The sequence below is a fragment of the Pandoraea apista genome (assembly GCF_001465595.2).
GTDB classification, from domain to species: Bacteria; Pseudomonadota; Gammaproteobacteria; order Burkholderiales; family Burkholderiaceae; genus Pandoraea; species Pandoraea apista.
Genome location: NZ_CP013481.2, coordinates 4300556 through 4314476 on the forward strand (window position 1 = coordinate 4300556; position 13921 = coordinate 4314476).

Consider the following 13921-nt stretch of genomic DNA (forward strand, 5'->3'; position numbering starts at 1 on the left):
AACGCCTCGCCCGGCGCACCGTCTCAAATATCCTCTTCGACCCAGCTCGTGCCGTACTGCGCCAGCAAGGCGCTGGCAGCGGGCGGCCCCCAGGTGCCGGCGGCGTAACGTTTCGGCCCCTTATGCTGACGCGACCAGTACGCCTGAATCGGCGCGACCCAACGCCACGCCTGCTCCTGCTCGTCTCGCCGCACGAAGAGCGCCAGACGCCCGTTGATGACATCGAGCAACAAACGCTCGTACGCATCCATCCGGTGTCCTTTGAAGAACTGATCGAACGCCAGATCGAGGTGGACCGATTGCAGGTTCATCCCCTCGCCCGGCTGCTTCGCCAGACAGTAGAGGCGAATCGATTCGTTCGGCTGAAGGCGGATCACCAATCGATTGGCGCCGGGGTGCGTGGTTGCCTCGCCCAGCAGCGGATAGGGCGTCGCGCGATAGTTGACGACAATCTCCGCCACCCGCTCGCCGAGGCGCTTGCCGGTGCGCAGGAAGAACGGCACGCCAGCCCAGCGCCAGTTGTCGATCTCGGTCTTGAGGGCGACGAACGTTTCCGTCTGACTGTCGGGCGGCACCCCCGGCTCGTCGACATACGCAGGCACCGCCGACTTGTCGATAGCGCCCCCGCCGTACTGGCCGCGCACTACGTTGCGCGCGACCGTTTCGTCGTCGAGCGGGCGCAGCGAGCGCAAGACACGCAGCTTCTCGTCGCGCACGGCGTCGGCGTCCATCGACAGCGGCGGTTCCATCGCCACGATGGCCAGCAGTTGCAGCAAATGGTTCTGCACCATATCGCGCAGGGCACCTGTCTGTTCGTAGAACTCGCCGCGCCCTTCGACCCCGATCGCCTCGGCAATCGTGATCTGAATGCTCTCGATCAATTCGCGCCGCCACAGCGGCTCGAAGATCGCGTTGCCGAAACGCAGCGCAAGCAGGTTCTGCACCGCCTCTTTCCCGAGGTAGTGATCGATGCGGTAGATCTGGTCTTCACGGAAGCTCGCGCCCACGGCGTCGTTGATCGCCACCGACGAGGCCAGATCGTGCCCCAGCGGCTTCTCGAGCACGATACGGCTGTTCTCGTTCAGCCCGGCACTGCGCAGCCCCTCGCAGATGGGAATGAACAGCGACGGCCCCGTCGCCAGATAAAAAATGCGGACGCCCTTGCGCTGCGACAAGCGCCCGGCCAGCGCATCAAACTCCTCCTTGCGGCCCAGGTCGAGCGGCATATAGTCGATGGTGGCGAGAAAACGCTTCCAGGCGTCCTCGTCCCAGACGTCGGGCTTGATGTGCGCGCGGGCATGCGCCTCGCACCACGCACGATACGAGTCGGCATCCATCGGCTTGCGGGAGATGGCCAGTATGTGGCCGGTATCGGTCGCGGCGTCCGAGCCCAACTGGCCCGTGCGGAACGCCCGGAACAGGGCCGGCAGCACTTTGCGCAGCGACAAATCGCCGGTGGCGCCGAACAACACAAAGGTATAGGGTGAAGGCGTGTTCATAGAGGGCGTGGACTCCGTACAACCGGGCACTTCTCATCGACACCACCAGACGACGACCGAACTTTGGCAGGCATTCGGATGTCACTTAAGAAGCGCAACTTTGACACTGCATTGTAGTTTAACTACACTGCAAATCAACAAAATCCCGTGCTTTAACTACATCATCCATCGATGATTTAGGACAGGGCATAACGTTACGTCAGCATGCGAACGGTGTCGCGGGCCTCTCACGCATCAATCGCGTCATCCGCATAGGGCAACCCCACAACGTCCCGGAAATACCATGACTCAGCCTTCGCATAACGTGTCGCTGCATCCGGTGGTCCAACGCGTGACCGAGCGCCTCATCGAGCGCAGCCGGCCGTCCCGTCAGGCGTATCTGGAAGGTGTCTCGCGCGCCGCGCAGGGGCAGCCGGGACGCGAGAAGCTGGGGTGCGCCAATCTGGCACACGCGTTGGCCGCAGCCCCTGCCGACGACCGCCTCAAGATACGCTCCGAGCGCACTCCCAACATTGGTATCGTCACCGCGTACAACGATATGCTTTCGGCGCACGCACCGTTCGTGGAGTTCCCCGACATCATCAAGTCTGCGGCACGCGCCCACGGCGCGAGCGCACAGGTCGCGGGCGGCGTGCCCGCGATGTGCGATGGCGTGACGCAGGGCTACGCAGGGATGGAGCTGTCGCTGTTCTCTCGCGACGTGATCGCCATGGCTTCGGTGGTTGCGCTCTCGCATCAGATGTTCGATGCCGCCATGTTCCTCGGCGTGTGTGACAAGATCGTGCCGGGGCTGGTGATCGCTGCGCAGGCGTTCGGCCATCTGCCTGCCGTGTTCGCCCCGGCGGGCCCGATGCCCTCGGGGCTGCCCAACGATGAGAAATCGCGCATCCGGCAGGAATATGCCGCCGGGCGTATCACGCGCGCGGCGCTGCTCGACGCCGAACTCGCCGCATATCACACGGAAGGCACCTGCACGTTTTACGGCACGGCGAACAGCAATCAGATGCTCATGGAGTTCATGGGGCTGCATCTGCCGGGTGCGTCGTTCGTCAATCCACATACGCCGCTGCGACATGCGCTCACGCAGGCCGCAACCGCCCGCGCCGTAGCGCTCGCGAAGTCCGGCATCACTACCTCGCAGATTCTCGATGAACGGGCGTTCGTCAACGGCGTTGTCGGTTTGCTCGCGACGGGCGGATCGACGAACCACACGCTGCACCTCGTCGCCATGGCGCACGCGGGCGGCATTCTGCTCGACTGGCAAGACTTCTCCGATCTATCGGATGTCACGCCGATGCTCGCGCATGTCTATCCGAGCGGCAAGGCCGATGTGAACCAGTTTCACGCCGCCGGCGGTCTGAACTTCCTCATCCGCGAACTGCTCGACGCCGGTTTTCTGCATAACGACGTCACCACGGTGATGGGCCACGGTCTTCGCTCGTACACGCAGGAAGCTGTCCTGCACGACGACGTGCTCTCCTGGCAAGACGCTCCCGAAGCGAGCCTCGACGAGAGCATCGTCCGGCCGGCGGCCAGACCGTTTGCACGCGAAGGCGGGTTGCGCATGCTCGAAGGCAATCTCGGACGCGCCGTCATCAAATCGTCTGCCGTCAAACCGGAACATCAGAAGGTGCGCGCCCCGGCACGCGTATTTTCCGATCAGGAGTCGGCACAAGCCGCGTTCAAGGCGGGAGAGTTGACGCGCGACGTGGTCGTGGTCGTGCGCTTCCAGGGGCCGCGCGCGAACGGTATGCCGGAGTTGCACAAGCTCATGCCGATGCTGGGCCTGCTTCAGGATGAGGGCCATCATGTGGCGCTCGTGACCGACGGGCGAATGTCCGGCGCGTCGGGCAAAGTGCCGGCGGCCATTCACCTCTCGCCGGAAGCGGAGCAAGGCGGCATGCTCGCGCGGGTGCAGGACGGCGACATCATCGTCATCGACTGTGAAAAGAACGTGCTGCATTGTGAAGTCGACGATGTCACGCTCGCAGCGCGTACGCCGGAGCCTATGCCGCAACGCCCCTTCGATCCGTGGCGTAATGTGTTCCGGCGCTTCCGCGATAACGTCGGCGCAGCGCCGCACGGCGCCTGCGTGCTGTTCAACGACGCGGAGTATCCGAAGGAGCACTGACGAGTAGCGCCGCCGCCCTGTCCCTTTGTCCATGAGGCGTCAAAAATCTTGACGCCTTTTTTATCTGCGCGTCCCTAGACTGGCCCCGTTGTCACTCCTGTCGTCAATCGACACGTTGCCATGCCTACCCTTGCTCAACGCGCCAGCCTCGAACCTCCCGATGCGAGCGGCGCGCCGTTCGACGCTTTTCACACCTACGCTGCAACGCCCGCCCCTGCGGCGCGCGCTTCGGTCACCACGACCGGCACCTCGATTGCCGCCACACCGGCAAGCACGCAAACGCTTCCTGCGACCAGCGTTTTCGCGGCGCCGCGGCAACGCAATCGACATACCCCGCGCGTTCGCCTTGATGCGACGCTCGACATCACGCTCAGCCGTGCTGCCGTCTCCACGCTTGCCATTACCCTCGCCATGAGCCTGCCGCTACCGTGGCGCGTCGAAACGATCCGCCCGATACGGCGCGATACGGCTGCGGTGGTGTCGATTGCGTTGCCGCGAATCGAAGCTTCACGGGCAATGCACGTCGTCATGCAATCGTTGCCGGAAGCCGAGTTCGGCGCGTTGCGTCTACGCCCGGCCGTTTGAGCGTATTTGAGCCGCGTTTGGGCCATCTGAGCCATTTGGTGCGAAGCCTCCCCGGCGGCCGTCCGGCGCGTCTCGCATCCCTCAGTCAACCTTGCTCCCCCCTGCTATGAACACAGCCATCTTCGAAGGCGTGTGGATTCCACTCGTCACGCCCATGACCGGCGCCAATGGCGCGCAGATCGATCGCAATGCCTTTGCGCGTCTGGTCGACTACTACCTCGCTGCGGGAGTGAACGGCCTCGTCGTGGCCGGCACCACGGGCGAAGGCACCCTGCTGAACGACGACGAGCGTCGCTGGCTCGTCGAGACCGCCTGCCATCTCGCATATGGACATGCCCCGGTGGTAGCCGGGGTGGGCGCCGCCGACACGGCCAATGCTGCCCATCAGATCCGCAGCATCGAAGACCTGCCGCTTGCCGGGTATCTCGTGCCGCCGCCCTACTATCTGCGTCCGTCTCAAGAGGGCATTCTCTGGCATTACCGCACGCTGGCGGCGGGCACGCGCAAGCCGCTCGTGCTTTACAACGTGCCGCTGCGCACGGGGGTGACGCTTGGCGTGGATACGATCCGCGAGCTGGCATCGCACGACGCATTTGCCGCGATCAAAGAGTGTGATGCGCATCCGCTCTTACATCTGCCATCGCAGGTCACCATGCGGGTACTGTGCGGCGACGACATGCAATTGCTGCCCGCCCTGCAAGCGGGTGCTGCGGGGTGCATTTCGGCCGCGGCTCATGTGCGGCCCGACCTATATCTGAAGTTGTTTCGCTACGTACGCGACGGCGACATGGCCCACGCGGCAACGCTGTTCAACGGCATGAAGCCGCTCATTCGCCGGTTGTTCTCCGAGCCGAATCCGGTGGCGATCAAAGCGGCACTCGCCTCGCTGGGGCTCTGCGCGGAGACCGTCCGGCGTCCGCTCATGCCTTGTACGGTTTCGCTGCGCAAAGAGATCGACGCCCAACTCGAAGTGACCATGGCGTTCTGAATCCGGCGCCTGCGTCACACCATGCCACCGCCTGACAGCCCTCACGACAGGACACCCGTTATGGATGACATCGAACAGCGTCACCGCACCGTCGCCCGTCTGCTTATCAAGCTCTCGGGCACGACATTGGCCCGGCTCGCTTACGCGACCGGTATCACCGGCAACACGATTTCGCGCTGGGTGCATGGCGATCATTGTGCGTTGGGGCCGCAAGGTCGCGAAAAGTTGTTCGCGGCGCTGGGTGCCTACAGCGACGGCACCCACATACGGCTCGCGCCGCGCGCCACTGGCGCCGCGCAACCGGTATTCCAGATCAACGGACTGGTGCAGGCAGAGCGCTTCGCCACGCTTGCAGCACTGACGTTGACGCAGTTCGTTGCGGCACGCGAGACATGTCAGGGAAAGACGCTGGTGAGTATCGTCACGGATATCAGCGGGCAAACCACGGCTCTGCTTGTCGGCACGCGCGAGGCGCTCGACGAGCTGTATTTGGAACTGGGTATCGCACTCTCGCCGCAACGCCGTTTGGAGGCAGGACTCCGCGCTTACGCGCCAGGCAATGAAGGAATGCGTCTACACGCGAACTGACCGTAATTCGCGCGACGAAGCGCCGATATCCGGCGATCCATTCCTGGCTCCCCGACCGGCCGTCGGGAACCTGAGTGGAGGATTAACGCAAGCGCTTGCAACCTGATGTGAGTGTCAGCGGCGGTCTCATCGCCGCTGACATTTCTTCTCAAGCCGGAAACGGCCGCCTCACTGCCACCCAAACCGTCGGGCGAACATGCCTTTCATCATTTGCGTCAGTACGGCGTAGGCCAGCAGGATGGCGGCGAGCATCGGGAAGTACGCGAGCGGCAGGGCCTGCATTCTGAATGTGTCCGCAAACGGCGACATCGGCAGCATCAGCCCGATCAGCATCACCGCGCCCGTCATCAACAACAACGGCCACGCGGCACGGCTCTGCACGAACGGAATCCGGCGCGTGCGGATCAGGTGCACGATCAGTGTCTGCGACAGCAGCCCCTCGACGAACCACCCCGACTGGAACAGTGTCTGGTGCTCGGCACTGTTCGCGCCGAACAAATGCCACATCGCCAGGAACGTCAGTACGTCGAAAATCGAACTGATCGGGCCGAAGAACACCATGAAGCGCGACAGGTCCGCCGGGTTCCAGCGTTGCGGGCGCGTCAGTTGCTCGTCGTCAACGTTGTCGAACGGGATCGTCGTCTGCGACAGATCGTAGAGCAGATTCTGCGTAAGCAACTGCAACGGCAACATCGGCAGGAACGGCAGAAACGCACTCGCGATCAACACCGAGAAGACGTTGCCGAAATTCGAACTGGCCGTCATCTTGATGTACTTGAGCATGTTCGCAAATGTGCGACGCCCCTCGATCACCCCCTGCTCGAGCACCATCAGGCTCTTCTCCAGCAAGATCAGATCGGCCGCTTCCTTGGCGATATCCACCGCCGTGTCCACCGAAATGCCGATATCCGCCGCGCGCAAGGCTGGTGCATCGTTGATGCCGTCGCCCATGAAGCCGACCACGTGACCGTTCGCACGCAGCATGCGAACGAGGCGCTCCTTGTGCGCCGGCGTGAGCTTCGCGAACACGTTCGCACGCTCGACCGTCTGCGCCAGTTCGGCGTCGCTCATCGTCTCGATGTCGTCGCCCAGCACGCAGCCGTTCACCTTCAGCCCCACCTCGCGGCAAACCTTCGCGGTCACGAGATCGTTATCGCCCGTGAGCACCTTGACGTCGACACCCGCCGCCGCGAGCGCCGTCAGTGCCGGTGCCGTCGACTCTTTGGGCGGATCGAGAAACGCGATGTACCCGACCAGCACGAGTTCGCTTTCGTCTGCAATCCCGTAGCTGTCTCGCACCGGCGGCAAATGCCGCGTAGCCACCGCCACCACACGCAGCCCTTCGGCGTTCAGATCGGCGGTTACGCGACGCAGACGCGCCAGCACGTCGGGAGTGAGCGGCTCGACATTCGCGCCGTGCTGCACGCGGTCGCACACCGCCATCACCTCTTCCACCGCGCCCTTGCAGATCAGCTCGTGATGCGCACCGTTTTCGCTGACCACGACGGACATGCGACGGCGCTGGAAGTCGAACGGAATCTCGTCGATCTTGCGGTAGCGGTTGACCACATCCAGACGCTGATGCAACTCGGCATGGTCGAGCACGGCCACGTCGAGCAGATTTTTCAGACCGGTCTGGTAGAAACTGTTGAGATAGGCGTACTCCAGCACGTCTTCGGAGCCGTGACCCCAGACATCCGTGTGACGCTCAAGGCAGATCTTGTCCTGCGTGAGCGTGCCGGTCTTGTCCGTGCACAACACGTCCATCGCACCGAAGTTCTGAATCGCGTCGAGCCGTTTGACAATCACCTTCTTGCGCGAGAGCACGACCGCCCCCTTCGCCAGGGTGGCAGTCACGATCATCGGCAACATTTCAGGTGTCAGGCCAACCGCGACCGACAAGGCGAAGAGCGAGGCTTCGAGCCAGTCGTGCTTCGTGAATCCGTTGATGAGCAACACGATGGGGGTCATGACCATCATGAAGCGGATCAACACCCACGACACCCGATTCACACCTTGCTGGAACGATGTGACCGTCGGTTGCAGGGCCGTGACGCGCTGCGCGAGCGAACCGAAGAACGTGCGCGCACCCGTTGCCACCACCACCGCGGTGGCCGACCCGCTGACAACGTTCGTCCCCATGAAGGCAAGGTTGTCGTAAGCGAGCGGGTTGCTTCCACCGGACTCGCACGCATGCGCGAATTTCTCGACGGGCAGCGCCTCGCCGGTGAGCGCCGATTGCGAGACGAACAAGTCCTTGGCCGCGAGAATGCGCACGTCTGCCGGAATCATGTCGCCTGCCGCGAGCAGCACAATGTCGCCCGGCACGAGTTCGGCCAGCGGAATTTCTCGGCCCATGCGGCCCAGACGCCGCACATTGTCCGCCTCCACGCTCCCCTGGCCCGGCACTTCACGGCGCAACACGGTGGCCGTTGTACTCACCATTGCCTTGAGCTTCTCGGCCGCCTTGTTCGAACGCGCTTCCTGCACAAATCGCAACACCGTGGAAATGATCACCATCGACGCGATGATGATCGTTCCCTCGGTGTCGTCGGTCGCGTATGAGACAGCGGCCAGTGCCGAGAGCAACAAATTGAACGGATTGCGATAGCAGTTGAACAGGTGCCGCCACCAGGGCAACGGCTTTTCGTGCTCGACCTCGTTGGCGCCGACGTGAGCCCGCACGGTGGCGGCTTCGTCGTCGGACAAACCGTCTCGGGTGGTGCTCAGCCGTGCGAGCAGATCCGGACCGGCGTCGCGGGCAGCTTCGGCAAGACCGGGTGGTGCCTCGTGGCCGTGCGCGGGCGCATCGAGGGTTTCGAGCATGTCGCGGCGACGGAAGAAGCGCAGCCCAAGGCGCGCGCCAAGCACCGCAATCAGTCGCTCGCTGAGCGTGAGAGCTTGTTGCATCGGATACATCCTGAAAATGCCCCGGGGCACCGGCGAATCGCCAATGCCCCCGGAAGGTCGTGAGGCGGTGTCAGACCGCCGTTTTTTCGCGGCGCACGAACGCCCGCAGCCATTGCCCGACACGCGTCATGGCGCCCGGACGCACCGCCGCGGCGGCCTCCGGATGCGGATCGACGTGATAGTGATGCAGGCACTCGCTCGGCAGCATCAGGGCTTGCGGATTGCCTCCGCGAAGGGTCATGGAGTAACGGAACACGATGAATCTCCCGGCCGCACGGCAATCCGCCCGTCGCTCGCAACGTGTTCGAGCTTGCCGGCCGATGCCCAATGGCGAACGGAAACGGCCTGAAACGAACACGCGCGCACGGCGGAACAGCCCGAACGGCAGATGAAAAGCTAATTAGGGAGCGTGCTACGAAAGACGGACGCTATCGGTACGGCCCAAGAAAACCCTTTGGCATGCAGGCCAAGGGGACAGGGCATTCGAAACGTACATCAGAGGTGCGCGCCAACCCGACTATGCGAGTCAGCGGCGGGGAAGATCCCGGGGACTAACTCGCGGTGATGGTGTCGAACTGCGTCGACCGGCAACTACCACTAGAACTACTGTCCACGGAAGGACCTCCTGAGAGCTATGACGGCGCGATTTTACCCCCGAGTGCGTCGAAAGAAAAGTGACAATTCAACGTGTTACAAAATGATGACAGATGCAACTTTCCAACGGAAAGCGGCTCAGTCAGAATTCGTCATGTTTTCGTCACAAACCGCCTGCCGGCGGCCGTCGATGCGCCGGCACCCTGTGTGCAGCCCGGTAGCATCCCGGACGACCGGCGGTCACTTCTTCGCCCCCCGGACTCCATGGATTCGCTCAACCGCGCCCTCTTTCTGGCCATCAACGCCTCGCCCAACGTGAGCGAAGGCGAACTGGCCGTCGCTATCTTCCTCGCCAAGTATCTGATTCTCCTGCTCCCTGTGGGATTGGTCACCCTTTGGCTGGCAGGCGGGCGCGATCGCGAAAGCGCTGTTCACGGGCTGCTGGGCGTGGGGCTCGTGCTGCTGATCAATTTCGTGGTGGGGCTGGCGTGGTCCGAACCGCGCCCGTTCGTCGTTGGCCTCGGCACGAACCTGCTCGCCCACGCACCGACGAGCGCATTCCCCAGCAATCACGCGTCGATCATGTTCACGTCTGCATTCGTGTTGATGGGCACCGTCGCGCGCACGCCGCGCCTGCTCGGCCGATTGCTGCTGATTTGCGCGTTGCCGGTGTGCTGGGCACGCGTCTATCTTGGCGTTCACTGGCCGGTCGATATGCTCGGCGGACTGGCCGTATCGATTGTGGTCGCACTCGTCATGCGTACGGGAAGCGCGCGTGAAACGAGCCGGATCGTCGCCGCGATCCTTGAAGGCATCTATCGCCGCTTGATGGCGTGGCCGATTGCGCGCGGCTGGCTGCGTCGCTGAAGCAGAGGGATCACGGAAAACTCGGGAACTGCCGAAGAGACGGGCGGGAACGGCGAGGAACGTCAGACGTGCAGGGGATGAGGGTTGGGAGACTCGGGAGATCCGAATCTCCCAGTGGTGCTGCGCAGAGGGAGATCAGCGGTGGTATTCGCCAGCAGCTTCGGGCTGGTAATCAATGCCGAGCAGTTCCAGCTCGATCAGGTGGCCGCCCGGCACTTGCCAGTGAATCGACTGGCCGACGCGCAAACCAAGCAACGCGCTGCCCACAGGGGCCAGTACCGAAATACCGCCTTCCGTGCTCGCCAGATGCTGCGGATACACGAGCGTGACGCGATGTTCCTGCTGCGTGGCGAGGTCACGATAGCGCAACACCGAATTCATCGTGGCGACGTCGGCCGGCATTTGCTCCGGATCGACGGCGACCGCCCGGGCAAGCTCTGTTTCGAGTGCCTCCACATACGGCAATGCCGCACGCGGCGCCTGCGCCATGAGCGCTTCCAGGCGTTCGAGGTCGAGAGTCGAGACAGTGATCGAGGGGCGTTGGGAGTGAACGGTGGACATGTCGACGGGCCTGTTTTTCCTTGACGTTGAGAGAGTGGCCTTCAATCTAACAGAAGCCCCGCACGGCGAGAAGTCCCGGACTTGACCGCCATCCGCTAGAATCGACGCATCAAGACGTCTCAAAAAGCCGAATTCATGTCCGAATCTACTACGAACGCCGCCCTCTTCGAGCGCGCCCAGCAAACCATTCCCGGCGGCGTGAACTCGCCGGTCCGCGCCTTCCGTTCGGTCGGCGGCACACCCCGCTTCATTGCCCGTGCACAAGGCCCCTACATGTGGGACGCCGAAGGCACGCGCTATATCGATTACATCGGCTCGTGGGGCCCGATGATCGTCGGCCACCTGCACCCGGACGTCGTGGCCGCCGTGCAAACGGCCATGTCGCAAGGCTTCAGCTTCGGTGCGCCTACCGAGGCCGAAGTGGTCATGGCCGAAGAAATCTGCCGCCTCGTGCCGTCTATCGAACAGGTGCGTCTGGTGTCGTCCGGCACCGAGGCCACGATGAGCGCGCTGCGTCTCGCGCGCGGCTTTACGGGCCGCAACAAGATCGTGAAGTTCGAGGGCTGCTATCACGGTCACGCCGACAGCCTGCTGGTCAAGGCAGGCTCGGGGTTGCTCACGTTCGCCGACTCCACGCGCAACGCGCCGTCGTCTGCCGGAGTGCCGCCCGAAGTTACGCGCGACACACTCGTGCTCGAGTACAACAATGTCGAGCAGCTCCGCGAGCTTTTCGCCGGACAAGGCGGTGAGATCGCTGCCGTGATCGTCGAGCCCGTGGCCGGCAACATGAATCTGGTGCGAGGCTCGCGCCACTTCCTGCAAACCTTGCGCGAGTTGTGCACCGCGCACGGCGCCGTGCTGATCTTCGATGAAGTGATGTGCGGATTCCGCGTCGGTCTGGGCGGCGCGCAAGCGCTTTATGGCATTACGGCAGACCTCACCTGCCTGGGCAAGGTCATCGGCGGCGGCATGCCCGCAGCAGCGTTCGGCGGCCGGCGCGACATCATGTCGCACCTTGCACCGCTGGGCGGGGTCTATCAGGCGGGCACGCTCTCGGGCAACCCGCTGGCGGTCGCGGCAGGGCTCGCCACGCTCAGGCTGATTCAGGCACCGGGCTTCTACGAGGATCTGGCCAAGCGTACGTCGAAGCTCGTCACCGGACTGGTCGACGCGGCGCAGGCAGCAGGCGTGCCGTTCTCCGGCGACAGCGTCGGCGGCATGTTCGGCCTGTACTTCCGCGCGAACGTGCCGCAGAGTTTTGCCGAAGTCACGACCTCCGACGTGGCGCGCTTCAACAAGTTTTTCCATGCGATGCTCGATCGCGGTGTCTATCTTGCGCCGAGCGCCTTCGAAGCGGGCTTCGTCTCGGCCACGCACGACGACACGATCCTCGACGCGACGCTCGACGCCGCCCGCGATGCCTTCCGGGCCATCGCCTGAGCGTCTCGCATCACGTCGCATCGGGGCGTGTCGCCAACCCGATTTCGCTCCACGTCTCACGTCACACGTAATGGTTGCAATGGATCGGGCCTGCGCACAGGCCCGTCCGACGCCAACAAGGAGAAACACACCATGCAAATGCTGCTGCCGACAAAACTCCGTCAATCGTTTGTTCGCTGGCTCGCGCTGGGACTGTTGACGTCCCTGCTGTCCGCCTGCGGATATAACCAGATTCAGGTCAAGGACGAAGCCGTCAAGGCCGCCTGGAGCGAAGTCGTCAACCAGTACCAGCGCCGCGCCGATCTGGTGCCGAATCTGGTGAACACGGTCAAGGGCTACGCATCGCATGAGCAATCGACGCTCACCGACGTGATCAACGCCCGCGCCAAGGCCACGAGCATCACCGTCACGCCCGAGACGCTGAACGACCCCGAGGCGTTCAAGCGCTTCCAGCAAGCACAAGGGGAATTGTCCGGCGCACTTTCGCGCCTGATGGCGGTCTCGGAAAACTATCCGAACCTGAAGGCCGACGGCCTGTTCCGTGACTTGCAGTCGCAGCTCGAAGGCACGGAAAACCGCATCACCGTGGCGCGTAATCGCTACATTCAGGCCGTGCAGGACTATAACGTGTATGTGCGCCAGTTCCCGAACAACCTGACGGCGAAGATGTTCGGCTACTCGCCGAAGCCGAACTTCACGGTGGAAAACGAGAAGGCGATTTCGACCGCACCGGCCGTCAAGTTCTGAGGATCATGTCATGGCTGCCGTCTCTGCTGTCTCATCGGTCATGTCGGATAGCGGCGCGCTGCCACTGCCGACGTTGCACCGTTCGTTGACCGACTTACGCGACAGCGCCGCCGGCACGCCACGACGCCACGCGAAGGGACGCGTGCTTTGGGGGCTCTGGGCACTGGTGCTGGCTTGCCTGTGCTGGCTGGCGCTGCCGGCCGGTGCAGAAGCGCTGGTGGCCGTGCCCGCGCTCACGGCGCGCGTGACCGACCTCACGGGAACGCTCACGCCCGAGCAACGCAACGCCCTGGAAACACAACTCGCGCAGTACGAGCAGGAGCGCGGCAGTCAGATCTTCATTCTGATGGTGCCAAGCACCGCGCCCGAAACCATCGACCAGTACAGCATTCGGGTAGCGGACGCGTGGAAAGCGGGCCGCAAGGGCGTGGACGATGGCGTCATCATGCTCATCGCGAAGAACAATCCGAACGACCTGCGCAAGATGCGCATCGAAGTCGGACGCGGCGTGCAAGGCTCGCTCACCGATGCCATCTCCGGGCGCATTCTGCGCGACGTGATGGCACCGTACTTCCGCAACGGCGATTTCTTCGGCGGGCTCGCGGCGGGCGTTGCGGCCGTGCAAGCGGCCATGAACAACGAAGCGCTGCCCGCGCCGAATCTGCCGTCGACGCGCGCGCCCCACTCCGATCTGTCCGACTTCCTGCCACTGCTCTTCATCGTCTTCATCATTGCGATGGTGGTGATCATGGAGAGCCGCCGGCGCTTTCGCGGCCCGGGCTTACCGGGTGGCGATCCCAACGACCCGCGCTCGCGCGTGCTCACCGGTCAACGCGGACGCATCGGCGCGGGTGGCTTCGGCGCCGGTCTCGGGGGCGGCCTGGGGGGCGGCCTCGGCGGAGGCTGGGGACGCAACGACGGTGGCGGCTTCGGGGGCGGGGGCGGAGGCGGCTTCGGGGGTGGCGGGGGTGGCGGCTTTGACGGCGGCGGCTCGTCGGGGAACTGGTAATG

At 63.7% G+C, this 13921-nt stretch carries 12 protein-coding genes; 8 read left to right on the plus strand and 4 right to left on the minus strand.

Features of this window, described 5'->3' with window-relative positions; all coding sequences use genetic code 11:
• Positions 1–23: 23 nt before the first annotated feature.
• Positions 24–1499, minus strand: coding sequence for a glucose-6-phosphate dehydrogenase (gene zwf / locus AT395_RS19365; RefSeq protein ID WP_042114912.1), 1476 nt, complete (start codon positions 1497–1499; stop codon positions 24–26).
• Between the two features lie 283 nt (positions 1500–1782).
• Between zwf and edd the strand changes: the two genes are divergently transcribed.
• The 4 genes from edd (at position 1783) to AT395_RS19385 (ending at position 5791) form a co-directional block, all read left to right on the plus strand.
• Complete coding sequence (gene edd / locus AT395_RS19370; protein WP_172417114.1) at positions 1783–3630, plus strand: phosphogluconate dehydratase; 1848 nt, start codon at positions 1783–1785, stop codon at positions 3628–3630.
• A gap of 120 nt (positions 3631–3750) precedes the next feature.
• Positions 3751–4215 carry a hypothetical protein gene (locus AT395_RS19375; protein ID WP_048628947.1) on the plus strand — a complete coding sequence of 155 codons (465 nt, stop codon included), beginning with the start codon at positions 3751–3753 and terminating at the stop codon, positions 4213–4215.
• A gap of 106 nt (positions 4216–4321) precedes the next feature.
• Positions 4322–5203 carry a 4-hydroxy-tetrahydrodipicolinate synthase gene (gene dapA / locus AT395_RS19380; RefSeq protein ID WP_042114908.1) on the plus strand — a complete coding sequence of 294 codons (882 nt, stop codon included), beginning with the start codon at positions 4322–4324 and terminating at the stop codon, positions 5201–5203.
• Positions 5204–5263: 60 nt separating this feature from the next.
• Entirely contained in the window at positions 5264–5791 is a 528-nt protein-coding gene (locus tag AT395_RS19385; RefSeq protein WP_042114907.1) for a hypothetical protein, read from the plus strand.
• 168 nt (positions 5792–5959) lie between these two features.
• On the opposite strand, the gene mgtA is transcribed toward AT395_RS19385, so the two are convergent.
• Positions 5960–8701: a magnesium-translocating P-type ATPase gene (gene mgtA, locus AT395_RS19390; protein WP_048628946.1), complete on the minus strand. Its 2742-nt coding sequence runs from the start codon at positions 8699–8701 to the stop codon at positions 5960–5962.
• 70 nt (positions 8702–8771) lie between these two features.
• Complete coding sequence (locus AT395_RS25715) at positions 8772–8957, minus strand: hypothetical protein (RefSeq protein ID WP_125347642.1); 186 nt, start codon at positions 8955–8957, stop codon at positions 8772–8774.
• 602 nt (positions 8958–9559) lie between these two features.
• On the opposite strand from AT395_RS25715, the gene AT395_RS19395 reads away from it, so the two are divergent.
• On the plus strand, positions 9560–10162 hold the full coding sequence (locus AT395_RS19395) for a phosphatase PAP2 family protein (RefSeq protein WP_042114906.1): 603 nt from the start codon (positions 9560–9562) through the stop codon (positions 10160–10162).
• Positions 10163–10297: 135 nt separating this feature from the next.
• On the opposite strand, the gene rnk is transcribed toward AT395_RS19395, so the two are convergent.
• Positions 10298–10723 carry a nucleoside diphosphate kinase regulator gene (gene rnk, locus AT395_RS19400; RefSeq protein WP_042114905.1) on the minus strand — a complete coding sequence of 142 codons (426 nt, stop codon included), beginning with the start codon at positions 10721–10723 and terminating at the stop codon, positions 10298–10300.
• Positions 10724–10858: 135 nt separating this feature from the next.
• Here rnk and hemL point away from each other — a divergent pair, with 135 nt between their 5' ends.
• From hemL to AT395_RS19415, 3 genes are all read left to right on the plus strand, one after another.
• Positions 10859–12163 (plus strand): glutamate-1-semialdehyde 2,1-aminomutase, encoded by a 1305-nt coding sequence (gene hemL, locus AT395_RS19405; protein WP_048628945.1) that lies wholly within the window; start codon positions 10859–10861, stop codon positions 12161–12163.
• 132 nt (positions 12164–12295) lie between these two features.
• Positions 12296–12910 carry a LemA family protein gene (locus AT395_RS19410; protein ID WP_042114901.1) on the plus strand — a complete coding sequence of 205 codons (615 nt, stop codon included), beginning with the start codon at positions 12296–12298 and terminating at the stop codon, positions 12908–12910.
• 10 nt (positions 12911–12920) lie between these two features.
• Entirely contained in the window at positions 12921–13919 is a 999-nt protein-coding gene (locus AT395_RS19415) for a TPM domain-containing protein (RefSeq protein WP_167370741.1), read from the plus strand.
• Positions 13920–13921 lie beyond the last annotated feature (2 nt).

Excerpts from the sequence above, each read along its gene's own strand:
- zwf (WP_042114912.1), bottom strand. The coding sequence starts at position 1,499 with ATGAACACGCCTTCACCCTATACCTTTGTGTTGTTCGGCGCCACCGGC.
- edd (WP_172417114.1), top strand. The coding sequence starts at position 1,783 with ATGACTCAGCCTTCGCATAACGTGTCGCTGCATCCGGTGGTCCAACGC.
- AT395_RS19375 (WP_048628947.1), top strand. The coding sequence starts at position 3,751 with ATGCCTACCCTTGCTCAACGCGCCAGCCTCGAACCTCCCGATGCGAGC.
- dapA (WP_042114908.1), top strand. The coding sequence starts at position 4,322 with ATGAACACAGCCATCTTCGAAGGCGTGTGGATTCCACTCGTCACGCCC.
- AT395_RS19385 (WP_042114907.1), top strand. The coding sequence starts at position 5,264 with ATGGATGACATCGAACAGCGTCACCGCACCGTCGCCCGTCTGCTTATC.
- mgtA (WP_048628946.1), bottom strand. The coding sequence starts at position 8,701 with ATGCAACAAGCTCTCACGCTCAGCGAGCGACTGATTGCGGTGCTTGGC.
- AT395_RS19395 (WP_042114906.1), top strand. The coding sequence starts at position 9,560 with ATGGATTCGCTCAACCGCGCCCTCTTTCTGGCCATCAACGCCTCGCCC.
- rnk (WP_042114905.1), bottom strand. The coding sequence starts at position 10,723 with ATGTCCACCGTTCACTCCCAACGCCCCTCGATCACTGTCTCGACTCTC.
- hemL (WP_048628945.1), top strand. The coding sequence starts at position 10,859 with ATGTCCGAATCTACTACGAACGCCGCCCTCTTCGAGCGCGCCCAGCAA.
- AT395_RS19410 (WP_042114901.1), top strand. The coding sequence starts at position 12,296 with ATGCAAATGCTGCTGCCGACAAAACTCCGTCAATCGTTTGTTCGCTGG.
- AT395_RS19415 (WP_167370741.1), top strand. The coding sequence starts at position 12,921 with ATGGCTGCCGTCTCTGCTGTCTCATCGGTCATGTCGGATAGCGGCGCG.